Source organism: Burkholderia ubonensis, assembly GCF_001718695.1.
In the GTDB taxonomy this organism is placed as follows: Bacteria; Pseudomonadota; Gammaproteobacteria; order Burkholderiales; family Burkholderiaceae; genus Burkholderia; species Burkholderia ubonensis_B.
Genome location: NZ_CP013421.1, coordinates 838,682 through 860,474, shown reverse-complemented (window position 1 = coordinate 860,474; position 21,793 = coordinate 838,682). Strand labels below are relative to the sequence as shown.

The following is a 21,793-nucleotide window of genomic DNA, read 5'->3' as shown; positions in this document are numbered from 1 at the left end:
CAAATCAGACATCAATAGGCTTCGAACCAACCTGCGGGACGAGATGGACGGAGCCGCGCTATATGAAGCGCTTGCCGCTGCGGAACCAGACCCATCGCGCCGCGACGTATTTATGCAATTGGCCGAGGCCGAACATGAACACGCGGAAATATGGCACGCCAAGCTACAGCAACGGGGTGTCGATGTAGCGACCACGAGGCCGACATTCAAAACCAGAGCATTGCGTATGCTTATACGCAGCTTCGGTCCGCGTTTTGTACTGCCGGCGCTCGCCGCCGCAGAGTTCGCCGACCGCGACAAATATGCCACGCAGACCGATGCGGGGGCACTCTCCGCTGACGAATCCACACACGCGGCGGTCGTAGCCGCCGTCGCGCGGAGCAACCCTTCGGGTGGCGTGAAAGGCTCCGATATCGCGCGCGCGGAGTCGTGGCATCGTGGTTGGTCAGGTAACGATTTGCGAGCGGCGGTCCTCGGTGCCAACGACGGTCTCGTGTCGAATTTTTGCCTCGTCATGGGCGTTGCTGGAGCCGGCGCCTCCAACAAGACAATCCTTCTGACGGGACTGGCTGGGCTCATTGCTGGCGCATCTTCAATGGCACTTGGAGAATGGTTATCGGTCACGAACGCGCGCGAGCTCGCGCAAACCCAGATCGCGCGGGAAAGCGAAGAACTCCAGCGGACGCCAAAAGCGGAATTGCGGGAACTCGCGCTTATCTATCAGGCTAAGGGTCTCGACAAAGATGATGCGCATCGATTGGCTGAGGAAATGATGCGCAATCGTGACAAGGCGCTCGATACCCTCACGCGGGAAGAGCTGGGCCTCGACCCGGAGGACCTGGGCGGAAATCCTTGGCGTGCCGCTGGCACGTCGTTCGGTTTGTTTGCACTCGGAGCGATATTTCCTGCAGTACCGTTTTTCTGGTCCCACGGATTGGTCGGCATCGGAATCAGTGTTTCATTCAGCGTGCTTTGCTTGACCGTGATCGGTGTAGTGACCTCGCTGTTCAATGGCCGTTCCCCGTGGTTTTCTGTAATCCGCCAGATTGTGATTGGTTGCGTTGCCGCCGCCTTCACGTATGGTGCTGGCGCGCTGCTCGGTGTGTCGATGTCGTGACTCCCTACAGCCCACAGGAGCGGTGCGCGCTTCGATCCTACGATCGAAAAGTTGTGGTATTTTTCCCTAACATCGACAGGAGCGCAGAGCATGGGATATGTCTGTCAAAAGCGTGACGCTTGGGCGAAAATCGTCGCGAACCTTGACAGACAGAACGACGTGGACTGTTTTACGTCGGTAGGTCCGGTAGTAGACAAGGACCTTGGTGGGACCGACCGATTCAACACGGGTGGATCAGTCACGTACGATGTAGTGCGAGTGGTAAAGATTGTTGACCGACCGTCTCAGGGAACACTGTTAGTTTCGTGGAGCGACGCTCGAAGATGTGTCTACCTCGAGCAGATCTGGAAATTACGGGTAGCGAATAAACGTGGGCGATGTGTTCTCAGTGGCCGAGAAATCCAGATCGGCTCGACCGTATTCATGCCATTTTGCCGCCCGCGGCCACTTAATGCTGGTGCGATGATAATCGAGGAAGCAGCACCGAAATTTTTCCACGCTAGCAAAGCGTAGCCTACCGCCAGAGCCTCCAAATCTGGATCGGCTCGCAGCGCTGAAGTCTGCGAACGATTTTCTCGTCAGTCGACTGTATGCTCCGGCAGCCTCAGTGACGCTAGTCTAATTCAGACACATAAAGTGGTTCGATGCGACGCGCAATTCGGACAGGACCGTTTTTGACTTAAGCCAAGTACGCCGGTGGTGGACACGCGGCGTTTGGTACAACCATTAGGTGCCGTTCGCCAACGAGCGTCCATGGCCGCCCCAGCGTCCGCTTCACGTATGGAAGTGACCGTACCCACGCTTGAGCTTGGTCTCAATTGCACATGGACGCTGAACATCCTGACAGCTCCGTCCGGTCCATCCGCGAGCGCGAGCGCCCATCGCGGGCCTGCTCGAGCGCGGCAACCCCCACGATCATCGTACCGTGGGCGGCGAGATGAAGTCCACCGATGCTGGCCGCAGGCAGATCGCTGGTGTGTAACCGGCACGCTTTGAGCCGCGCCCGGATGGTGTCGAGATCCGCGACGCTCGCGCGGCGCATCATGCAGTCAGGCGCGCTCATACCAGCCGTTTGATGCATTCACGATTTTCACGACCACCAGTATCATCGGCACCTCGATCAGCACACCAACCAACGTGGCCAGCGCAGCGTCAGATTTGAAACTGAACAGGCTGATGGCCGCCGCGACCGCCAGTTCGAAGAAATTGGAGGCGCTGATCAATGAGGAGGGGCATGCGACGTTGTGTTTCTCTCCGGCTAGGCGCGCGGCATGGCGACCAACGAAACACATGCCTATCCCGTTGGTGACATAAACCGACCTCGCAGACGGGCCGTCTGGGTAATCCCCCCGAAAGACCGGTGTGATCAGAAGTAGAATTTTCTCGTTGAGGGTGTTCTACAGCGCGAAAAAATCGAGATTCACGGACAGCCAGATCATGGACGCGCTCAAGCGCGTGGAGTCGGGGCTGTCGGTGCCGGACCTGTGCCGGGAACTGGGCATCAGCACGGCAACGTTCTACAAATGGCGCTCGAAGTACGGTGGCATGGACGTCTCTTTGATCGCGCGGATGAAGGAGTTGGAGGCCGAGAATGCCCGGCTGCGCAAGATGTACGTCGAGGAGAAGATCAAGGCCGAGATCGTGGCGGAGGCGCTCGCAAAAAAAGACTGAGGCCATCTCGCCGGTGTGAGATCGCCATGCATGCCGTGTCCAGCCGGGGCATATCGATCCGGCTGGCATGTGAGGCATTTGGGATCAGCCAGGCCTGTTATCGGTACGTCGGTCGGCGCAGCGCCGAGAACGACGAGATTGCGAACTGGCTGCTGCGCCTGACGGACAACCATCGGAACTGGGGCTTCGGGCTGTGCTCCTGTACCGGCGAAACGTGAAGGGCTTCGGCTGGAATCACAAGCGCGTGTACCGGATCTATCGCGAACTGGAACTGAACCTGCGGATCAAGCCGCGCAAGCGACTGGTCAGGCAGGTACCGGAGCCGCTGGCGGTGCCGCGTGCCGTCAACCAGGTCTGGTCGATGGACTTCATGCACGACCAGACCTGGCCGACGGACGCAGCATCCGGCTGTTCAACGTGATCGACGACTTCAACCGCGAGGCACTCGGCATCGAGATCGACTTCTCGTTGCCATCGGAACGCGTGATCCGGGCGCGGCGGCAGATCATCGGTTGGCGCGGCAGACCCAAGGCGATTCGGTGCGATAACGGGCCCGAGTACCTGAGCGCGGCGATCATCGAGCGGGCCCGACAGTACGACATCAGGCTCGACTACATTCAGCCGGGCAAGCCGCAGCAGAACGCGTATGTCGAACGATTCAACCGGCCCGTGCGGTACGAATGGCTGTCACAGTACCACTGGGAAGACTTGGACCATGTGCAGCGCTTCGCGACCGATTGGACGTGGACTTACAATCATGACCGCCAGAACATGGCCTTGGGCGGATTTACGCCAAAGCAGCGGCTGGCCATGGCCGCTTAGTTTCTACTTCTGAACCCCGTGGAAAACGGGGGGATTACCCGGGGGCCGGCCCCGCGAAGACGGACACGCGACAGGGCCAAATTGAGATTCAGCTTTCTGCTCATGCTCAAGCCTCACCACAACTGAGAGCCCGTCGACGTTCTGACGCAGTTCCAGCAGGGCTGCAGAGTCGTGCGATGATGTTCGAGCACGACAACGGGCCGCATCTGGACAGGGCCTTGAAACGCTGCTCGCCACGTGGGTTTCGCTAGCAAGCAAATTCTCCAACCCAAGTGTGACTCTGCGCCCGGTCATACAGTGGAATGTGCAGTTCGTTAAATAGGCGGCGACCGGTGAATGGGCTAGTGAACAAGTCGATCGACGAAGTGGTGCATGTCGAATTCCTTCTTAGGCGCTATTTAGTTTAGCAAACCGATAGCTCGCCACCTGCTTCAATGCAAACCGGCTATCATGTTCGCGATGCCACTAGAGGAGGGAAACATGGCCACATACAAAGAGTTGAAAGCCCAAATGGAGGCGCTGGCTGAAAAAGCGGAAGCTGCCCGCGTAGCCGAGTTCCAAGCCGTCATCGACGACATCCGCAGCAAGGTCGCAGAATACGGCATTACCGAGAAGGACATCTTTGGCACACGCCGCGGTCGGTCTGCAAAGCAGGCGAATGTGCCAGTCGAAGCAAAGTATCGCGATCCGAAGACCGGCGCGACCTGGTCAGGTCGTGGACGTGCGCCGGCGTGGATCAGGGACGTCAAGAATCGCAACCGCTTCCTGATTCAGCAGTGACCCTGCAAAGCGTACCGCGCCTAAGGTGGAGTGGACCACCCCATTAACTCCGGATACTCGCCGCGCACCCGATTATCCACACATCGTCCGGACGATATTGCGCCGCCGCCTTCGCATCAATTGACATTTGCCGTGTGGTGACCGCAGGGCGTCAGTCGGGCAAACGTGAGCATCGGCGCGGTCCCTTCTGTTTTCGTGCTATCGGGTGAGAGCACCGCTGGCAATCGGAATATGGGAAAGGATGAACACCGTCTGTGGGGCGGTGAGCCTACAGCGGAGCGCTGGCCACGGTTCCGTCGCTGCCGAGATTCCGGTATACCCGGACGCTTCGCGCTGGGTAGATACGGGCCCTGACGCCGCAGCTCTTTGATCAAGCCAAGTTCGCTTCCACCCTGGGATCGCCGTAGTGGTGGCGTATGGCGAGATCGGGAACAGCGCGAGGCCTTATGGTCCAATGCTTTGGTTCGAAGACGCCCAATCCTGACAGAAACCACCCTCGAAATTTTCGTCAAGGATTTGATTCACCTTGCGCAGGTGGGTCAATTGTTTCTCACTCGTGTGCTATGAGTTCATCCCTTTTCAGGGCTGGTGCAGTGTGGATGGTGCACGACGCTCACGTGACGCGAATGATTGGCCGAAAGATCGACTCCGCGAGGTCATCGAGAGTTTCGAACCGAAAGGCTGGCTAAAAACCGACGCGCTCAGTCTGGATCGACAATTTGATGCTCGAGTGCGTACCGAATCAATGCTGCTTCAGTGCGGAGTTCAAGTTTTTTAAGTAGGCGTGCTTTATATGTACTGACCGTCTTTGCGTTGATGCCGAGACGGCTAGCAATTTCCGATATACCGTCGCCGCATGCTAGTCCTTCGAGTACGGCCTTCTCTCGGGCAGTCAGGCGCGCGTGCAACTGCGCATCGGGAGGAATATCAATCGTACGGACCATGCGCTCTGCGACTTGTGCGCTCATGTACCTATGCCCGGCGAGCACCGAGTGCACCGCTCTGACCAATTCGCCCGCCGTGCTGTCTTTGGTGAGGAAGCCGGATGCCCCAGCACTAAACACGGACTTTGCATAAGTCGGCTCGGCCGTGCTGCATAGTGCAAGAACTCGCATCATTGGGGTGTAGGATACGACTTGGCTGATCAATTCGATGGAGCGCGCACCTATACTAATGAGGTCGACGATCGCAATGTCGAATGTTTCATCTTGGACTGTCGCAATCAGTGCGTCGCCATCAGACAACTCGCGAGCGACTTGGTACTCCCCGGTTTCTTGAAGGATATACCGAATGCCGTCACGCGTAATCGCATGACGTTCCGCGAGAAGTACCTTCTTCATGCTCAACCCTCGTTGCGTTTTTTCGGACGTGAGCTGCAACCCGACACGTCAGCTATATTCACCGTGTAATCGTGGAATACGACGTCTTATGGCCTCGGTTTGATATAGAGAACTCGCATATCCAACATGCCATCGTATAAAACATGCCGAGATTTAACTGTAGGTGCTTAGTTTGATAAATGTCAACATAATTGGCTGTTCCGTTGGTCAATTTCTAGCGCAGGTGCTCCGTTTTCCCACGGTGCGATACGCGCTTCAGGATCCCATCCGTAGTCATCTGACTGCCACGAAGCTCGAACGCCGGATGTTGCCGGGATGGGGTACTGCTGACGCGACAGCGGGTGCTTCAGTGAGGAACAGTCAGTTCAATGCCGCCTCGGGTGCCGACGCAATCGCTTCCCCTGCGATGCAGACGCGATTTCTACCCCGGGATTTGGCTTCGTACACCGCCAGGTCCGCCACGCGAATCAGCGCGTCTCCGTCGTGGACGGCAGGATGGGCAGACGACGAGACACCAATGCTGGCCGTGACGTAGCCGAAGCCACTTTTCACATGGGCGACATGCATGTCATGGATCGCCTGGCGAATCTTCTCCGCGACCGCAGCGGCGCCCTCGACGTCGGTCTCCGGGAGAATCACGACAAACTCCTCGCCGCCGTAACGTGCCACATGATCGGACGGGCGGGAAACGCATGCGGATATGCAATGAGCGACAGCCTTCAACGCCTGATCGCCGGATTGGTGGCCGTAATGATCGTTGTAGGACTTGAATCGGTCGATGTCGATAAAGAGCAGTGACAGATGCCTTCCCGTGCGCAGTGTGTTCGCCCATTCCTGACTCAACATTTCGTCGAACGCCCCGCGGTTCTCGAGCCCGGTCAGCGCATCTCGACGTGCCAGTCGCTGTAGGTCGCATTCGGCGCGCTGGCGTCGGCGAAGCTCGCGAGCCAGCAACAGTGCGCCCGCCCAGATGACGACAGAGAACAGCGCCATGAATCCGGTAAGCCATTCGGCGCGGGTGCGCCAGCCGGCGAATACGACCTCCCAGGCGGGGCCTACTGCAATGACGAAAGGCAATCCGGGGAGGCGCCTGTAGACATACAGTCGATGCACGCCGTCGATGCGCGAGATTCCGGAGACAGCGTCGGACGAGCGGCGCAACAGGCCGGAAAGAACTGCGGAACCCTGAAGATTCTTTCCGACGACGTCACGGTTATATGGAAGGCGCGTGATCAGCGTGCCATTGGTTGTCATGACGAAGATGGTCTCGTCACGTCCTACCGAGAGTCCGTCAAACAAATGATTGAAATAATCGATGCTCAATCGCCCGACGACGACACCAGTCAACGATCCGTTCGGTCCGTTAATACGGCGGCTCAGTGCGATGACTTTCTCATGCGGAGGAAATTCGGACGGATACGGCAAGCTGATATACAAGCCGGAATCGATTTTTTCCTTGTGGATCCGAAAAAGCGGCAATTCGGACCAGTCCACTCTATTCGCCGGGGCGCTGCTGGAATTCACCAGAAGTTTCCCATTGGTATCCAGCACTGAAATCGGGCCAAGGTATTTTGCCGTGGCGGCTCGGTCGAAGAGCACCGGGTTTCGAAGATCGACGGGCAACGACATGACGCGCGGATTTGTGGCGCCCTGTGCCGCGGCGCTCAGCGACAGCTCGTAAAGCTCGATGCTTCGCAGAATGTCGCGCTCAAGCGCGGTCCCCAGTTGGCGTGCGTGTCTCACTTCGCTGTCGTAGGCGTCTTCGCGAGCCGCGAGCAGCATCGCGGCAAAGAACACGCATGTGCACAGCCACAGCAGCCCCGCGCAACCGATAACCCCAATGGGCGTCAGAACCATGGACGCCGCCGCCCGTAAGCTGCGGGTTGCGAACTTCAAATTTCGGGACATCGATTTCTTTTTGATCTGCCAGGCGGAGTGGAAACGGGCGCATATTTCAGAGCCCGCGCCGCATCATAGCAAAAGCTGCACCAAGATTGATTCGAGTCAAATGTATGGTCGAATATTAATTGACGCGCGTGATTGGGTGATGTAACCAGACTCGTTGTTTCTGTGCCGCGCAGGACGGGCCTTTGACCGTGCCGCAGACGTCGTGTCGCTGGTGATCGATCGCGCGGTGGCGGTGGCTTTTGCGGGCAGAGCGGGATTCCTTCTGTTTCTAGCAAAGGTGCATTGTCGCGGTCGGCATAGTGAGCTTCGTTAATCAAATTAATATCCGCTTACACGAGGCATTCGCGAAGCGGGCGCAAATGATGATGACGGCAAGCGTGAGCCACGCAGTATGAATATCGCGCCGCCGCTCGAAGCGGGCTCGCAGCTTGGATCAGCTCGCCCGGCCCGCTCGCATAGCGATGCGTCCGCAGCAGCGCAAGTCAGCCGAAATACTCCCTCATGTTGCGAAAAATCTCCCCGTTGGCAAACGCATAAATTACAGTTAACTTGCAATTTGCCGACATAGTAGTCGCGCGGAAGAAGAGCATGACGTCCATGGCTGTCGGCATCTGATGCGATGGGGACGGGAATCGGGCCGATGTGGAGGATGGAGGGACGCCGGCGCGCGATACGCCCAAAGAAACCGTAAGGGCGGCGCTTCGGCGGTCGTCTTATGCAGTTGACGGAAGCGGCGACGATCGCCTCCTTTCGTCTGCGCGAGTAAGTCGCTCGAGGAGCACGGACGGCTTGTGCCTGGATGCCCGGCAACTGGCGGCGGTCCAAAATATTTCGTACATGTGGTGCGTGCCGTAACGCTTCGAACCGGCCATCGGCTCGGTTACGTTGTAGGAACCGCGCAGCGCATCTAGCGACAGCAACAAGAGACAAAAAAACGGGGAATCAGGGAATGATGGAGGCTTGGCAACGGGTACTCAATCAGGGCGCATCGACGTTCGTCGCACGCCAGCCTATCGTCGACCGGGACGGCCGGACCGTCGCCTACGAACTGCTGTTCAGGAACGGCCACACGGCCACCGCCGATGTCGTCGACGGCTTCGGCAGCACCGCACATGTCGTCGAGCGTACCGTGGGTGCGTTGGGCCTCGATACGGTGCTCGCGGGCCTCGACGGATACCTGAATTGCACGTCGCATTTCCTGCACTCCGATGTGCCGCAGATCTTGACCGGTCCGCGATTCGTGCTCGAAGTCCTCGAATCGTGTGAACTCGACGAGTCGCTGAAAAAGCGCTGCAATGCATTGCGCGCAGCCGGCTTTCGCGTGGCGCTCGACGATGTCGCGAAGCTCACGCCCGACATCGTCGCGTTTCTGCCGGCAGTCGACATCGTCAAGCTCGAGTGGCCGGCATTCGACGCGCCGAGCGCGCGCGCGATGGTGGGCGATTTGAAACGCGCCGGCAAGATCGTGGTTGCCGAGAAGATCGATAGCCACGAACAGTGGCATGCTGCAATTGGCAGCGGCTGCGACATGGTTCAGGGCTTTTACTTCAGCAGACCACAGGTGATGGAAGCACGCCGTCTGGTACCTGATCTGGGACAGTTGTTGAATCTGCTCAACCTGCTGATCGAAGACGCTGACGATCATCGCGTCATTCACGCGCTATCCGACATGCCCGTGCTGGTGGCGCAGGTTCTGCGCCTCGCCAACTGCTCCGGCAACGTGAACCCGAAGCGCACGGCCATCGCTTCGCTGCATCACGCACTCGCTGCGATCGGCACTACACGGCTATTCCAGTGGTGCAGCCTGCTGCTCTACAACCATCCCGATCCGGAGACGGTCTGTCGAGATCCGCTGATCGCGCTAGCCAGACAACGTGCTTCCTTCATGCTGGACGTCGCGCTCTTCGAGTCCCCGAACGAGACGGCCTTCGCACAGACCGCGTACCTGACCGGCATGCTTTCGCTATTGCATGTCGTCTACGGCCGGCAACAGGATGAGTTCGCAGAGGAACTGCCGCTCGAGCTCGGTATGAAAGCGGCCCTTACCGGGCGGTCCGGCAAGCTCGGAGAGCTGCTCGGCGCTGCCGAGATATTCGAGCGCGGACGGAATTCCACATCGGAGGGGCAAGGACAGAGATAGCCGATGGCGCTTCCTTTGCCTGGCACGTCTGCGAAGGCCGAATGCGTCTCGCGGACCCCTCGCCGGCCGAAGGAAGTCGCCAAGCGACCCGGAATACCGGGCGCAACTGCAGTGATTTCGATGGCGATCGGATGCGTCGATTTTGCGCTCGATCGCCGGTCGGCTTGATGAGACTAAGTCGTTATATGGAACGTCAAATGGAGAATGGCTTATGAAGTACTTAGTTAACCTGCGCATTGGAACTCGCCTCAGAGTGGGTTTTGGCATTACGTTGCTGCTGCTGATGGTGACGGGCGGACTCGCCATGTTGCAGGCATCGCGAATTTATGAGGGCACCCGCGAGATCGCCGACAACTGGCTCGTCAGCGTTCAGACATTGGGTGAAATCAGGGCGCTCGCCAACGGCGTCCGGCGGGCTACCCTCCGGTCCGTGCTGGAAAGTGAGGCTTCGGCGAAGAATAGCCAGCGTAGTCAGCACGATGCCGCGCTGGCATCCATGAAAGCTGCGATGGCCAGCTATGAGAAGCGCGTGTCTTCGCCTGAGGAGCGGCAACGTTTCGACAATCTGAGTAGGGCCTGGGACGCATTCCTGGCATCCGACGCTAAACTTCTGACGCTGTCGGAAGCGGGCGATGCCGGATTGGCTGCGGCCAGATCGCTCGCAACGGGTGAGGCTGCAACGTTGTTCGCGCAGGCGCTAGATCTGATCGAGCAAGAAGTAAAGTTGAATCGCGCGGGCGCTGGCGTCGCGACGGCCGAAGCGGCAACCAACTATCACTCGACGCTCCTGTTGACCGGTGTGTTGTGCGGCACGGCGCTGCTGCTGTCGGTCGCTGTCGCATGGTTGATTACCCGTTCCATCGTCACACCGCTCGGTCGCGCAGTCGGCATCGCGGAGACGGTCGCGCGCGGCGATCTGACGTCCAATATCGAAGTATCCGGTCGCGACGAGACGAGTCAGCTTCTGCTCGCGATGAGGAATATGAATGCGCGGCTGCTGGACGTGGTGAGTCGCGTGCGCTCGAGCAGCGAAAGCATCGCGTCGGGCTCGGCGCAGATTGCTGCCGGCAACACCGATCTCAGCCAGCGTACCGAGGAGCAGGCGGCCTCGCTCGAGGAAACTGCGGCCAGCATGGAGCAGTTGACGGCGACGGTCAAACAGAACACGGAAAACGCGCGGCAGGGGAACACGCTTGCCGGCAATGCTTCTGAGGTCGCGGTCCGAGGCGGGCAGGTGGTGGCGAAGGTCGTCGACACGATGCACGACATTTCCGACAGCTCGGCAAAGGTCGCTGAAATTATCGCCGTCATCGAGGGCATCGCCTTCCAGACGAACATCCTCGCACTGAACGCGGCCGTTGAGGCAGCCCGGGCCGGCGAGCAAGGTCGCGGCTTCGCCGTGGTGGCGAGCGAAGTGCGCGCGCTTGCGCAGCGAAGCGCTTCGGCGGCCAAGGAGATCAAGGAGCTGATCAGTCAGTCGGTGGCCAAAGTGGAGGCCGGCACGTCTCTCGTCGACAACGCCGGCGCCACGATGAACGAGGTCGTCGTCGCGGTAAAGCGCGTCACCGACCTCATGGGCGAAATTGCGTCGGCGTCGGTCGAGCAGCATACCGGCATCGAGCAGGTCAACCAGGCGGTCATGCAGATGGACGAGGTCACGCAACAGAACGCCGCGCTCGTGGAGGAGGCATCCGCTGCGGCGCAGTCGATGGCATCACAGTCGAACGCGTTGCGCGAACTGGTTTCGATCTTCCGCCTGCCGGACGGGATGGCGGTCGCGGCCAGCCCAACGGAGCGCGCGGCAGAGGTCCAGCCGCGCCCGAAGCCGGCTGTGCGAAAGACGGTTCAACGCAAAACCGAGGCCGCAGTCGTTGCCAATGAAAGCGCTGCGAGCTGGCAGTCATTCTAGTTTGTGACGCGTCGAGATCTTTGATGGACGGTTGGGGGGCGCATGCGCCTGCCAATCGTGGTTTCCGTTGAACCGGTCGATGTGAACCAATCCCTGATGCATCGAGAAATAAATCGGCTTGCTTCGGCATGGGATTAATGGCAGATTGGCTTCGACGGTTTGAAAAGATAGAACGGCCGGAGTCTTAACTACATTCACGCACCGTTTAGGGAAACACTGATTAATAGGCGATCGCGCGAGGTGGTCGGCGATGTGGGCGGGGAATGGCCGGATACCGAAGCGAAGCGCCGCCCATTCGGAGCAGTTTGCCCCGAGGATGCGCCTTATTTCTCGCATTTCTCACACGCATGACGGACTTCTCCCATGAAGCGAGCGCAGCCGGTTTCGCGCGATCACCAGATTCGCCAAGGCGAACAGACTGAACAGCTGCGCCGTGTTCTTGAGCAGCCCCTTGTAGCGCACCTTGCGATGACCAAACAGGTTCTTGACGACATGAAACGGATGCTCGACCCGCGCGCGGATTTGCGCCTTGGTTCGCTCGAGCGCGATCATCAGATCCTTCTGCGCACCGTCCTGCATCGCCTTGAGCTTTCCTCGCTTGGCCGCCACACGCCACTTCACCGACTTGCTTTTCATCTCATCGCGCTTGTCTACGCCGATGTAGCCCGCATCGCCGAACGCTTCTTGCTCGTGACCGTGCAACAGCGCGTGTGCTTGCGAAACATCCGACACGTTGGCGGACGTGCCGACCACGCTGTGAACCAGCCCCGAATCGGCATCGACGCCGATGTGCGCCTTCATGCCGAAGTGCCACTCGTTGCCTTTCTTCGTTTGATGCATGTCCGGATCGCGACGCTTCTCGGCGTTCTTGGTCGACGGCGGCGCTTCGATGATCGTCGCATCGACCAGCGTGCCTTCCTTCATCATCAGCCCGCGTTCGCACAGCGAGATGCCAATCTCGTCGAACAGCTTGCGCGTCAGGTCATGCTCGAGAAGCAAGCGCCGGAACTTCAGCAGCGTGGTCGCATCCGGCACGTTCTCGACGGCCAGATCAATCCCGGCAAACGCCCGCATCGCAATGCTGTCGTACAGCGCATCCTCTAGCCCTTCGTCCGACAGGCTGTACCACTGCTGCAGGAAGTAGATTCGAAGCATCCGCTCCAGACCGATCGGCGGGCGGCCGCGCGTGCCTTTCGGGTAGTACGGCTCGATTGCCGTCAGCAATCGCGACCACGGCACGAGCTTCTCCATCTCGTCCAAGAAACGCTGGCGCCGGGTCACGCGCTTCTTACCCGCACTTTCCGCTTCCGCAAAGCTCATTTGCCGTTTCATCGTCGTGGGCCCGTTCCGTGAACTATCTTCTACAACGTCCTTGGCTGCGTCAGCGATGACCACCGAGCCGGATAAATCAGTGTTTCCTTGGGTGACCCGCCAGTTCGGATTTTTTCAAGAAACGAAATGCAATACAGCGAAGAACGCGGCATTATTTCATCAACGTATGTGGTAATTTATACGCGTTGCGAAGTTCCGGTATCAAGCCGAATGTTTTTCCCGTTGACGCCATGAAAAACTCCCTTCTCATCCACTTGATTTCGGCCGTCGTACTGAGCGCCGGAGTTTTCCCGACGTCAGGGTTCGCGAGCACGATTGATGAGCAGTTTGCCTGCAAATCCAATGCGCACACGTTTATCGCCAATCTCATCAATAGTCATTTGATCGACCCCACCCCGATTCGCGTCGAGGCGAACTCAGTCAATGCGTTTCGCCCCACGCACGGGACGAATCTAACTGTATATGGCCTACGCGTTCGCGCAGTATTCGGATACCAACCTGGCGACCCGACCTTCAGACACGGGAATGGTAAGACTTCTTCGAGTCCCATCTATGGCGCGGTGGTGTTCGGTTCGAGCGAGTCTGTCGAAGCACAATTACGGCAAGCAGGCAGCACGGCAGTCGTTCAGCAAGTCATACCAATGATGCTTTCGGCCATTGTCTGCGAGACCTGACGCACGGATACCCGGCTTTTCCGTGCGCAGACCGGAGTGAGCTTTGCCGAGTGGCGCCAGCAGGTCTGCCTGCTCACAGCCATCGAGCGTTTGAGTGGAGGGCACCCTGTGACCCAGGTCGCATTGGACGTTGGCTACCCAAGTCATAGGGAAACACTGATTTCTCCGCCTCGGTGGTCATCGCTGACGCAGCCGAGGACGTTGTAGAACAAAGTTCACGGAACGAGTCCACGACGATGAAACGGCAAATGATCTTTGCGGAAGCGGAAAGTGCGGGCAAGAAGCGCGTGACGCGGCCGGCCACACCATTCTGCTGCTCGATGCGGCCGAGGCCTATCACCGCGAGTGATGCGCACGCAGGGCGACATGCCGGAGCCGTTTCGTCAGTTGCTGCCCCGCTTGCGGGATCCGGACTACACCCGAATCCTGATTGTCACGCTGCCGGAAGCCACCCCGGTTCACGAAGCGGAACGCCTGAGCGCCGACCGTGCGCGCGCAGGTATTGCGCCGTACGCGTGGGTCATCAACCAGTCGCTGCTGGCCGGTGGCACGGCCGATCCACTGCTATGTCAGCGCGGTACGTACGAGGTGCCGTTCGTGCGCCGAGTAGCGGACAACCTGGCGCCGCGAACCGCGCTGATCCCGTGGCTCGCCGAGGCCCCGGTCGGGGCAGCCGACCTGGAACGGGTAATCACGTAGCATCCCGAAGGAGCAACGCGATGAAAGCGCTTCCGATTCTGTGGCAACGACTCGTCACCAGCGGCAAGACCTGCCCGCGTTGCGCCGGCACCGGCGACGAAGTGAACTGGGCAACCCGACAACTCCGCGAGATCCTGGCGCCGGTCGGCATCGAACCCGTCCTGGAAACGCGTGAGATCGACGAAGCGGCCTTCAAGACCAACCCTGCGGAGTCCAATCGTATCTGGATCGCCGGAAAGCCGATGGAAGCATGGCTGAACGGCACAGTCGGCAGTAGCCGTTGCTGCGCAGTCTGCGGCGATGCGGAATGCCGCACTGTGGAGGTCGAAGGCGCGAGCTACGAGGTGATCCCGGAAGCGCTGCTAGTGAAGGGCGGGGCTGATTGCGGCATTGATGCTCAATGCCCACGGTAGCACGCAGGATCCGAGCTAGAAAATAGGAAGGAAACACATGCGAATGTACGTTGACGTCGTGGTGATCGGTGGCGGTCAAGCCGGACTCGCCACCGCATACTTCCTGCGCCGCGCGGGGATCGACTACGTCGTGCTAGATGACCAGAGCGCACCCGGCGGCGCTTGGCGACATACGTGGGAGTCCCTGCACCTGTTCTCGCCAGCGGAATGGAGTTCACTTCCGGGCTGGCAGATGCCGATCTCGCATAGCACGTACCCGTCGCGCAACCACGTCGTCGACTATCTGGCGAATTACGAGCGTCGTTACCACCTCCCGGTTCAGCGCCCCGTTCATGTCGAAGCCGTTTCTCGCACCAGCGAGGGTTTGCTTGTCACCACGGATCGCGGTGAGTGGCTGGCCCAAGCAGTCGTGAGCGCGACCGGCACCTGGAGCGCCCCCTATATCCCGGACTATCCCGGACGCGAAATGTTTCGCGGTCGCCAGATTCATTCGGCGCAGTATCGCAATCCGGACGATTTAAGCGGACTTGCCGTGCTGGTCGTCGGCGGCGGCAACTCCGGTGCGCAAATCCTGGCGGAGGTATCGACGGTGTGCAGCGCCACATGGGTGACATTGCACGAGCCGGTGTTTCTGCCCGATGATGTCGACGGCCGGATCCTGTTCGAACGCGCGACCGCCAAATGGAAAGCACTCCGTGACGGTCAGGCGACGGGGGTTCCGGTGGGCGGCTTGGGCGATGTCGTCATGGTGCCACCGGTACGAGACGCACGTACGCGAGGCGTGCTGCACACTGTGCGGCCGTTCTCGCACTTCGATGCAGACGGAGTCGTATGGGCAGATGGTTCACGCTCCCACGTCGACGCCGTGATCTGGTGCACTGGTTTCCGTCCCTCGCTTGGCCATCTCGATGCACTGCAGATCCGCGACGCTGATGGGCTGGTGAGGACGGATGGAACGCGCGCCAAAGACGAGCCGCGCTTGTGGCTGGTCGGCTATGGCGAATGGTGCGGTGCTGCTTCGGCCACGCTCATTGGTGTGATGCGCAGTGCACGTGACACGGCTCGAGAAATTGCGGAATACCTGCGTTCGACTCACGAGCAAGACGCCTCAGCACCTCGCCCCGTGTCAGGAGGAGGCGTCCGTTGACCGCAGGTGTACTGGCAACAACGCGTTCAGGGACGCGAAATACTCGTCCATAAACGCTTGATCGACGCCACGACAAACCAGTTCTGCAACGTGCGCGTCAACGGCCTCGCTGGAGTTGCCCCTGTAACTGAGGACACACGGACACCGTTAGGTTGATGACACCGCATTACGCCTGAACTCGCGAGGCGAGCGGTATTTCAGGGCTTTGTGCGGGTGGCGCTCATTGTAGTGTTCGAACGCGATAGCCAGACGCGAGAGCGCCGTTGGTGCGTCGGGCTTGTCCATATAGGCGACGTAATTGTGCTTCATGGTCTTCACGAACGATTCCGCCATGCCATTGCTCTGCGGCGAACGGACCGGTGTGGTCAGCGGCTCAAGACCCAGTTCGCGAGCGAAGCTGCGCGTGCGGTGGTCGATGTAGGCCGAGCCGTTGTCCGTCAGCCATTCGATGGACTGCGCGGCCTGCGTGGTGCCGAAGCGCTGTTCGACGGCGGCCAGCATCACGTCGCGCACCACATCACCGCTATGCCCGCCGGTCGTTGCTGCCCAGCTAATCGCCTCGCGGTCGCAGCAGTCCAGCGCAAACGTCACGCGCAGCGGCGTACCATCGTCGCACCGGAACTCGAAGCCATCGGAGCACCAGCGGGTGTTGCTGCGGTCCACGGCAACGCGACCGTCATGCCGCCGCTTGTCTTGCCGCACGCCGGGGCGGCGCAGTAGCAACTGATGCTCCCGCATGACCCGATACACGCGCTTGACGTTGATGCACGGCGCACCGCTCTGCTCCCGACTGCGGCGCAGCAGCGCCCAGACACGGCGGTAGCCGTAGGTGGGAAGGTGCGCCACATGGGCCTGAATCTCCTCGACCAGCCCGGCATCGTTGGTCACGCGGGCACGGCGACCATCGCGCCAGTCGGACGAGCGAACTCGCTTCACCGCCACGGCAGAGCGCGCCACGCCGAGAACTTCGCAGACCGTCTTCATCGGTCGTCCCCCGGCAGCAAGGGCGAGCGCGCAATCAGGTTTTATGAACGGCCCCATTCCACGGCTTCTTTCAGGATTTCGACCTCCAGCGTCTTCTTCCCGAGTAGCCGTTGCAGTTCCTTGATGGCGGCGGCCAGCTCAGATGCCGGCACAACGGTTTCGCCTGCCTTCACCGCCGCCAGACTGCCTTCCTGGTATTGCTTGCGCCAGCCGAACACTTGGTTGGCGTTGACGCCGTGCCGACGTGCAACGGCCGACACCGACGCTCCCGGCTCCAATGTTTCCTGCACGATGGCGATTTTTTCTTGCGCCGTGCGCCGACGACGGCGCTCCGGCTCGGTCAGAATTTCGATGCTTTCCACGTAATGACTAGGCTTACTGATAGGCACAAGACTATCCCTTATTTTAAGAGAGTCCTCGTGTCCTCTGATACGTGGGGCCGCTCCACACGCCATCGCGGCGCTGTGTGGCGGACGGGGCAACGTACGCCCACTGTAATAACATTGTGTTGACTGCTGCGAACGCACGGTGTAACATTGTTATTACTTTAGGGGTATGTCATGAAGACGACGATTCGCAGAATGGGTAACTCGCAGGGCGTGCTGATTCCGAAGCCCGTCCTTGCGCAACTCGGGCTGGAGAGCGAAGTGGAAATGGAGGTCGAGAACGACGCGATTGTTCTGCGCCGCCCGAAGCACAAAGCCCGTGAGGGGTGGGCGGAAGCAAGCAAGGCTCTGGCCGAGAGCGGCGACGATGCGCTGGTTATGGGCGAGTTTTCGAACGCCGATGACGCGGAGCTTGCATGGTGATGCGCGGGGAAGTCTGGTTGGTCGCACTCGATCCGACGCTTGGTAGCGAGATTCAAAAGACGCGCCCCTGTGTGGTCGTTTCACCTCCCGAAATGCACGACCACTTGCGCACTGTCATCGTCGCGCCGATGACTTCCAAGGGGCGTCCAGTGCCGTTTCGGATTCCGGTTACGTTCAAGCGCAAACATGGTTTGATCCTTCTGGATCAGATTCGCGCAGTGGACAAGGTGCGCTTGGTTAAGAAAGAGGGTGCAGTTGCCGATAAAACGTTGTTGGATACCCTGCGGACCTTGCAGGAAGTCTTTGCGGAATAAAAGAGGCATATATGACCGACAAGAGTAGCAATATGGATTACCACGTAGCGGTATCACATCCGCTACATTGGGAAGCCATTGCAGGCGGGTCGCCGATCGAAAATTCGAAGCTCGTGCCGATTTCCGAGTTGGCCGGTTACCAACTCGATCTAGTCCTGGCTCAAATCTTGGCGGTGTCGGGACGATTGAAGTCCATCGTTGTGCATCTTGGGCCGGGATACGCTGTGGCGAAAATCGAAGTAACAGAGGCTCACTCGGGAGCGCAGCCTAAGCTTTGGAGGCCGAGCGTCGATAGCGATGACAGATTGCCATTTCGACAAGAGCTTTCGGCGTGGGACGATGCCGATCCAGTCGGGAGCCTTCGAACCTACGTGCGATCAAACGTTGGTGAATTAGCTCGTGCGCGGCATTGGATAGAGCCGACTAGACAGCAAGGGTAAGTGTCGGCCCGGCCGACACCAAGGAAAATCGGAAAACATCGTGACGAAAACGCTCGCGCTCGATGCGCGGGCAATACGGGAAAACAGGTGAATAAAAAGCAGCAGGCCGAGTTGATAGCGACCCATCGAGCGCTGATCCAGATTCGCTTGCTGGCAGCTGCGATGATGAGATCAAATGTCGCCGACGAGCAAGTAGAACGCATTTATGCAATTGCGGATGCTTTTCACGAAGTGCCCGACGCGATCGCACGAGGAACGGACTTGGATCCTTCTTTGTTTGTTCGGTGTGCGACGGACGCGGGCATTGTCGTTCCGCCTGATTACCCCGCGTAACGAGATAGGAAAACGCTGGCGTCCGCAGGGGCTCGGCAACAATGAAATGACATCGATTAATGTAGCAAGGTCCGTAAGACGGCCGGCGATCGTTACAGGCGTGGCATACCTGTTCCTGACCTCCGTGATGACTATGTTTCGCGCGTACGACGCGGAGGCTTACATCGGCAAGTTCCCGCTCTATCCGGGCAGCGCGTCTACCGTCGCAACTCAATGGGCGTGGAACTGCATTCAGATCCCGCTGACCGCGGTTATTGCCGTTGGACTGTTTCGTGGATGGCGCTGGGTGAGATGGTTTGCGCTCACAGTGTTTGCAGTTACGTGCGCAATCTCAGCTCCGCTGCGGGACGTGTTGGCAGTACCAGCGTATGTGTTCGTGGTGGCTTTGAATCTTGCAGTCTACGTGCTGCTCTTCTTCGCACCAAGCGCGACGGTCTATTTTTCACGCTCGACCCAGCCCGAGCGGGCCTTCACGTTGCGGGGGGGGCGGTTAGCTCGACCTTGCTAATTTTCGCAACCTTTACGGCCCACAGCATCGGCTATGCAACCTTGTGGAAAAAAGTGGACGCCTGGGCCACGTGGGGCAGCTCTGCCGTCTTTCTGTTACCGGCACTAGTGTTGAGTGCGCTTGCCCGTTGGGACCTGCGGCGTTCCGCCCGTGAAATCTCTGCGGCATTGCTGGCCGTGACTGTCACCCTGGCAAGTCTGCAGGTCACCGCCTTTTTCACGGTACATGCCTGGAGTCCCGCTGTGATGCGCCCGCTTGGCTGGCCTAACGGTCTTCTGCTGACCGTCCTTCTAGGTATCACCGGACTTACGCTCGCGGCATGGGCCGTACGCCCGCGAAAGATCGCCGGCCCGTGATCGGGGCCGGTCTGTCTACGAAATGGGAAACGGAGGACGCGATGGTGTTCGACATGATGAAGTGCGAACTGCGCGAGCTGGTCGATCTTGTTCGGCGAACGACCGAATGGGAGACGTCGGTCGCGTGCGGGAAGGTGAATCTCGCGGAAGTTTCAATTGACGCCCGTTCGACACACCATGCGCGGTTGGAGCGGATTGTAGAACTGCGCGGCAAGTACGACCTGTAACGGAAAACGGTAACGACGCGGTTTCGAAACACAATAGGCGCCAAAGCGCCCCGACCGGCTGGACGCCGAAAGAGAGATAAGAAAATGGCTGTTGATACCCTCAAGCAACAAGGTGAATTCTTGGTCGAAGCATCCAAGCAGGCCATGGCTGCATTGGTTTCGGGATATGCGGCCAATGGCCGAACGATTAAAAAAGACGAAGTTGCGGACGAAGCATACGCACTCGCCGCAGCTTTGTACGAGAAATTGAAGCGTCAAGGTTGGGTCGGTCGGTAATCTGTTCGTTCTCCGCATTGCGCTGCCGCTCATAGCGGTAGCACGTTTGGCTTATGCCAAATGCCTCGCATGCAAGCCGGATCGACACACCCCGGCTCGCTACTGCTTCTCTGGCCATCTCGCGGCGGGTAGATGGCCTCAGTCTTTTTTTGCTAGCGCCTCCGCGACGATCGTCGCGGCAGTTGCAGGAGCGGATGCAGTCGATGCTGTTCGAGCGCAGTGCGCTGTCGCGGCAACCCGACGAAGTGATTCGGCGCGAAGTGGCGCACCTCCGCGACGCGCAGCAGATGACGCCTGACCTCGTGCTGAAAGATCCGTACATCCTCGATTTTCTTGGCCTCGACGATCGCTATCTCGAGCGCGATCTCGAGGAGTTAAATGAACCGTGATCTTTCGATGTCGCCCCGACATCGGACGCCACCCCATCGGCTCCCCGCGATCAAATTCAAAATTTGTCTAGTCATCCTGCCAATTCGACCGTGAAAACCGCACCAATTCCGTGCCCCGATTCACCACGATGAAGTACGCTACGCGCCTGAATTTAGGGGATTTCCCGCGTTTCCCAGTTTTTTTTTGATCGCCGCTTGTCTCTCCATTTTTCTTCTTGCATGCTTGTATAGACAAATTCCTGAGGCGCTTGCTGCACCGAGGGGATTGCGAACCTCAAGGCAAGGAGAAACCCCGTGAACGGCAAGCGCATCAACTGGGCAGTCAGGACGATCGGCATCATCGCGGCTGCGGCGGCGACACTCGCCGCACCGGCCCAGGCGAAGGAATGGAAGACGGTGACAGTCGCGCTCGAAGGCGGCTACGCGCCCTGGAATCTGACGTTGCCCGGCGGCAAGCTGGGCGGCTTCGAACCGGAATTGCTCGCGAACGTCTGCGAGCGGATCAAGCTGCAATGCAACATGGTCGCCCAGGACTGGGACGGGATGATTCCCGGGCTCCAGGCCGGCAAGTTCGACGTCCTGATGGATGCGATCTCGATCACGCCCGAGCGCGAGAAGATCCTCGCGTTCTCGCGGCCGTACGCGGCGACGCCCGCGACGTTCGCGGTCACCGACACCAAGATCATCCCGAAGGCCCGACGCCGCCGCGCCGGCCGTCAAGCTGACCGGCGATCCGAAGACCGACAAGCCGACCGTCGACACGCTGCGCAAGCAGTTGAAGGGCAAGACGATCGGCATCCAGTCGGGCACCGTCTATACGAAGTTCATCAACGACAGCTTCAAGGACGTCGCGACGATCCGCGTCTACAAGACGTCGCCCGAGCGTGACCTCGATCTGGTCGCGGGCCGCATCGACGCGTCGTTCGACGACGTCACGTACTACGCGGCGAACGTGGGGAAGAAGGAAACCGCGTCGATCGTGCTCGCCGGCCCGAAGCTCGGCGGCCCGATCTGGGGGCCCGGCGAAGGCCTCGCTTTCCGCAAGCAGGACGCCGACCTGAAGGCGAAGTTCGACGGCGCGATCGGCGCGGCGCTCGCGGACGGCACCGTGAAAAAGCTCGCCGACAAATGGTTCAAGACCGACGTCACGCCGTAAGCAGCCGCATCTTCGCCGGCGCCGCGCGGATTTTGCGGCGCCGGCGCGC

The 21,793-nt window shown here is 59.5% G+C and carries 20 protein-coding genes and 6 pseudogenes; 19 read left to right on the top strand and 7 right to left on the bottom strand.

Features of this window, described 5'->3' with window-relative positions; genetic code table 11:
- Window positions 1–43: 43 nt before the first annotated feature.
- Window positions 44–1,117 (top strand): VIT1/CCC1 transporter family protein, encoded by a 1,074-nt coding sequence (locus WJ35_RS18610; RefSeq protein WP_011879690.1) that lies wholly within the window; start codon window positions 44–46, stop codon window positions 1,115–1,117.
- A gap of 90 nt (window positions 1,118–1,207) precedes the next feature.
- Complete coding sequence (locus WJ35_RS30500) at window positions 1,208–1,630, top strand: DUF3331 domain-containing protein (RefSeq protein WP_080484376.1); 423 nt, start codon at window positions 1,208–1,210, stop codon at window positions 1,628–1,630.
- A gap of 301 nt (window positions 1,631–1,931) precedes the next feature.
- Here WJ35_RS30500 and WJ35_RS18605 read toward each other — a convergent pair whose 3' ends face one another.
- Both WJ35_RS18605 and WJ35_RS30495 read right to left on the bottom strand, forming a co-directional pair.
- A complete protein-coding gene (locus WJ35_RS18605; RefSeq protein ID WP_069239652.1) occupies window positions 1,932–2,180 on the bottom strand; it encodes a hypothetical protein in 249 nt (82 codons plus the stop codon).
- A pseudogene (locus WJ35_RS30495) lies at window positions 2,167–2,382 on the bottom strand (arsenic resistance protein); the annotation flags it as partial. The pseudogene WJ35_RS30495 and the gene WJ35_RS18605, both read right to left, overlap by 14 nt.
- Before the next feature lie 172 nt (window positions 2,383–2,554).
- On the opposite strand from WJ35_RS30495, the pseudogene WJ35_RS18595 reads away from it, so the two are divergent.
- Both WJ35_RS18595 and WJ35_RS18590 read left to right on the top strand, forming a co-directional pair.
- Window positions 2,555–3,610 (top strand): annotated as a pseudogene (locus WJ35_RS18595) (IS3 family transposase).
- Between the two features lie 480 nt (window positions 3,611–4,090).
- A complete protein-coding gene (locus tag WJ35_RS18590) occupies window positions 4,091–4,390 on the top strand; it encodes an H-NS family nucleoid-associated regulatory protein (RefSeq protein ID WP_059461795.1) in 300 nt (99 codons plus the stop codon).
- Window positions 4,391–5,091: 701 nt separating this feature from the next.
- On the opposite strand, the gene WJ35_RS18585 is transcribed toward WJ35_RS18590, so the two are convergent.
- Both WJ35_RS18585 and WJ35_RS18580 read right to left on the bottom strand, forming a co-directional pair.
- Window positions 5,092–5,730 carry a response regulator transcription factor gene (locus WJ35_RS18585; protein WP_011879700.1) on the bottom strand — a complete coding sequence of 213 codons (639 nt, stop codon included), beginning with the start codon at window positions 5,728–5,730 and terminating at the stop codon, window positions 5,092–5,094.
- 360 nt (window positions 5,731–6,090) lie between these two features.
- Complete coding sequence (locus WJ35_RS18580) at window positions 6,091–7,587, bottom strand: diguanylate cyclase (protein ID WP_230459694.1); 1,497 nt, start codon at window positions 7,585–7,587, stop codon at window positions 6,091–6,093.
- A 1,000-nt stretch (window positions 7,588–8,587) separates the two neighbouring features.
- On the opposite strand from WJ35_RS18580, the gene WJ35_RS18575 reads away from it, so the two are divergent.
- Window positions 8,588–9,778 (top strand): EAL and HDOD domain-containing protein, encoded by a 1,191-nt coding sequence (locus WJ35_RS18575; protein WP_069239650.1) that lies wholly within the window; start codon window positions 8,588–8,590, stop codon window positions 9,776–9,778.
- A gap of 211 nt (window positions 9,779–9,989) precedes the next feature.
- Window positions 9,990–11,687, top strand: coding sequence for a methyl-accepting chemotaxis protein (locus tag WJ35_RS18570; protein ID WP_069239649.1), 1,698 nt, complete (start codon window positions 9,990–9,992; stop codon window positions 11,685–11,687).
- Window positions 11,688–12,026: 339 nt separating this feature from the next.
- Here the strand turns inward: WJ35_RS18570 and WJ35_RS18565 are convergent, their stop codons facing one another.
- On the bottom strand, window positions 12,027–13,019 hold the full coding sequence (locus tag WJ35_RS18565; RefSeq protein WP_060232752.1) for an IS5 family transposase: 993 nt from the start codon (window positions 13,017–13,019) through the stop codon (window positions 12,027–12,029).
- 230 nt (window positions 13,020–13,249) lie between these two features.
- Between WJ35_RS18565 and WJ35_RS30480 the strand changes: the two genes are divergently transcribed.
- From WJ35_RS30480 to WJ35_RS18550, 5 genes and pseudogenes are all read left to right on the top strand, one after another.
- The gene (locus WJ35_RS30480) at window positions 13,250–13,693 is read left to right on the top strand and encodes a hypothetical protein (protein ID WP_043292565.1); all 444 of its coding nucleotides are present in this window, start codon (window positions 13,250–13,252) and stop codon (window positions 13,691–13,693) included.
- Window positions 13,694–13,837, top strand: a pseudogene (locus WJ35_RS32275) (helix-turn-helix domain-containing protein); the annotation flags it as partial.
- 222 nt (window positions 13,838–14,059) lie between these two features.
- Window positions 14,060–14,392 carry an ArsA-related P-loop ATPase gene (locus tag WJ35_RS18560; RefSeq protein ID WP_230459693.1) on the top strand — a complete coding sequence of 111 codons (333 nt, stop codon included), beginning with the start codon at window positions 14,060–14,062 and terminating at the stop codon, window positions 14,390–14,392.
- Window positions 14,393–14,412: 20 nt separating this feature from the next.
- A complete protein-coding gene (locus tag WJ35_RS18555; protein WP_011879707.1) occupies window positions 14,413–14,805 on the top strand; it encodes a DUF2703 domain-containing protein in 393 nt (130 codons plus the stop codon).
- 37 nt (window positions 14,806–14,842) lie between these two features.
- Complete coding sequence (locus tag WJ35_RS18550) at window positions 14,843–15,952, top strand: ArsO family NAD(P)H-dependent flavin-containing monooxygenase (RefSeq protein WP_011879708.1); 1,110 nt, start codon at window positions 14,843–14,845, stop codon at window positions 15,950–15,952.
- Window positions 15,953–16,099: 147 nt separating this feature from the next.
- On the opposite strand, the gene WJ35_RS18545 is transcribed toward WJ35_RS18550, so the two are convergent.
- Window positions 16,100–17,289 (bottom strand): IS3 family transposase gene (locus WJ35_RS18545; protein ID WP_155744937.1). Its coding sequence is split into 2 segments (ribosomal slippage): window positions 16,100–16,980 and window positions 16,980–17,289, totalling 1,191 coding nucleotides; the frame shifts between segments, so codons are not numbered across the junction.
- 207 nt (window positions 17,290–17,496) lie between these two features.
- Between WJ35_RS18545 and WJ35_RS18535 the strand changes: the two genes are divergently transcribed.
- The 6 genes from WJ35_RS18535 (at window position 17,497) to WJ35_RS31390 (ending at window position 20,199) form a co-directional block, all read left to right on the top strand.
- Complete coding sequence (locus WJ35_RS18535; RefSeq protein ID WP_045579168.1) at window positions 17,497–17,745, top strand: AbrB/MazE/SpoVT family DNA-binding domain-containing protein; 249 nt, start codon at window positions 17,497–17,499, stop codon at window positions 17,743–17,745.
- Window positions 17,739–18,059 (top strand): type II toxin-antitoxin system PemK/MazF family toxin, encoded by a 321-nt coding sequence (locus WJ35_RS18530; RefSeq protein ID WP_011879712.1) that lies wholly within the window; start codon window positions 17,739–17,741, stop codon window positions 18,057–18,059. Before WJ35_RS18535 ends, WJ35_RS18530 begins: the two co-directional genes overlap by 7 nt.
- A gap of 527 nt (window positions 18,060–18,586) precedes the next feature.
- On the top strand, window positions 18,587–18,832 hold the full coding sequence (locus WJ35_RS31395; RefSeq protein WP_131754457.1) for a hypothetical protein: 246 nt from the start codon (window positions 18,587–18,589) through the stop codon (window positions 18,830–18,832).
- On the top strand, window positions 18,804–19,340 hold the full coding sequence (locus WJ35_RS18525; RefSeq protein ID WP_155121940.1) for a hypothetical protein: 537 nt from the start codon (window positions 18,804–18,806) through the stop codon (window positions 19,338–19,340). The genes WJ35_RS31395 and WJ35_RS18525 overlap by 29 nt, the downstream gene beginning before the upstream one ends.
- A gap of 397 nt (window positions 19,341–19,737) precedes the next feature.
- Entirely contained in the window at window positions 19,738–19,923 is a 186-nt protein-coding gene (locus WJ35_RS18520; protein WP_043292729.1) for a hypothetical protein, read from the top strand.
- A gap of 84 nt (window positions 19,924–20,007) precedes the next feature.
- On the top strand, window positions 20,008–20,199 hold the full coding sequence (locus WJ35_RS31390; protein WP_124259719.1) for a hypothetical protein: 192 nt from the start codon (window positions 20,008–20,010) through the stop codon (window positions 20,197–20,199).
- On the opposite strand, the pseudogene WJ35_RS32270 reads toward WJ35_RS31390, so the two are convergent.
- Window positions 20,192–20,350: pseudogene (locus tag WJ35_RS32270) on the bottom strand (IS3 family transposase); the annotation flags it as partial. The gene WJ35_RS31390 and the pseudogene WJ35_RS32270 overlap by 8 nt on opposite strands.
- 13 nt (window positions 20,351–20,363) lie before the next feature.
- On the opposite strand from WJ35_RS32270, the pseudogene WJ35_RS18515 reads away from it, so the two are divergent.
- Together WJ35_RS18515 and WJ35_RS18510 are read left to right on the top strand one after the other, a co-directional pair.
- Window positions 20,364–20,573, top strand: a pseudogene (locus tag WJ35_RS18515) (DUF1016 domain-containing protein); the annotation flags it as partial.
- Between the two features lie 309 nt (window positions 20,574–20,882).
- Window positions 20,883–21,744: pseudogene (locus WJ35_RS18510) on the top strand (transporter substrate-binding domain-containing protein).
- Window positions 21,745–21,793: the final 49 nt, after the last annotated feature.

Bases quoted from the DNA above. Each gene is read 5' to 3' on its own strand.
- WJ35_RS18570 (WP_069239649.1), top strand. From the start codon at position 9,990: ATGAAGTACTTAGTTAACCTGCGCATTGGAACTCGCCTCAGAGTGGGT.
- WJ35_RS30480 (WP_043292565.1), top strand. From the start codon at position 13,250: ATGAAAAACTCCCTTCTCATCCACTTGATTTCGGCCGTCGTACTGAGC.
- WJ35_RS18560 (WP_230459693.1), top strand. From the start codon at position 14,060: ATGCCGGAGCCGTTTCGTCAGTTGCTGCCCCGCTTGCGGGATCCGGAC.
- WJ35_RS18565 (WP_060232752.1), bottom strand. From the start codon at position 13,019: ATGAAACGGCAAATGAGCTTTGCGGAAGCGGAAAGTGCGGGTAAGAAG.
- WJ35_RS30500 (WP_080484376.1), top strand. From the start codon at position 1,208: ATGGGATATGTCTGTCAAAAGCGTGACGCTTGGGCGAAAATCGTCGCG.
- WJ35_RS18610 (WP_011879690.1), top strand. From the start codon at position 44: ATGGACGGAGCCGCGCTATATGAAGCGCTTGCCGCTGCGGAACCAGAC.
- WJ35_RS18580 (WP_230459694.1), bottom strand. From the start codon at position 7,587: ATGGTTCTGACGCCCATTGGGGTTATCGGTTGCGCGGGGCTGCTGTGG.
- WJ35_RS18535 (WP_045579168.1), top strand. From the start codon at position 17,497: ATGAAGACGACGATTCGCAGAATGGGTAACTCGCAGGGCGTGCTGATT.
- WJ35_RS18530 (WP_011879712.1), top strand. From the start codon at position 17,739: ATGGTGATGCGCGGGGAAGTCTGGTTGGTCGCACTCGATCCGACGCTT.
- WJ35_RS18550 (WP_011879708.1), top strand. From the start codon at position 14,843: ATGCGAATGTACGTTGACGTCGTGGTGATCGGTGGCGGTCAAGCCGGA.
- WJ35_RS31390 (WP_124259719.1), top strand. From the start codon at position 20,008: ATGGCTGTTGATACCCTCAAGCAACAAGGTGAATTCTTGGTCGAAGCA.
- WJ35_RS18590 (WP_059461795.1), top strand. From the start codon at position 4,091: ATGGCCACATACAAAGAGTTGAAAGCCCAAATGGAGGCGCTGGCTGAA.
- WJ35_RS18605 (WP_069239652.1), bottom strand. From the start codon at position 2,180: ATGAGCGCGCCTGACTGCATGATGCGCCGCGCGAGCGTCGCGGATCTC.
- WJ35_RS18520 (WP_043292729.1), top strand. From the start codon at position 19,738: ATGGTGTTCGACATGATGAAGTGCGAACTGCGCGAGCTGGTCGATCTT.
- WJ35_RS18575 (WP_069239650.1), top strand. From the start codon at position 8,588: ATGATGGAGGCTTGGCAACGGGTACTCAATCAGGGCGCATCGACGTTC.
- WJ35_RS18555 (WP_011879707.1), top strand. From the start codon at position 14,413: ATGAAAGCGCTTCCGATTCTGTGGCAACGACTCGTCACCAGCGGCAAG.
- WJ35_RS18585 (WP_011879700.1), bottom strand. From the start codon at position 5,730: ATGAAGAAGGTACTTCTCGCGGAACGTCATGCGATTACGCGTGACGGC.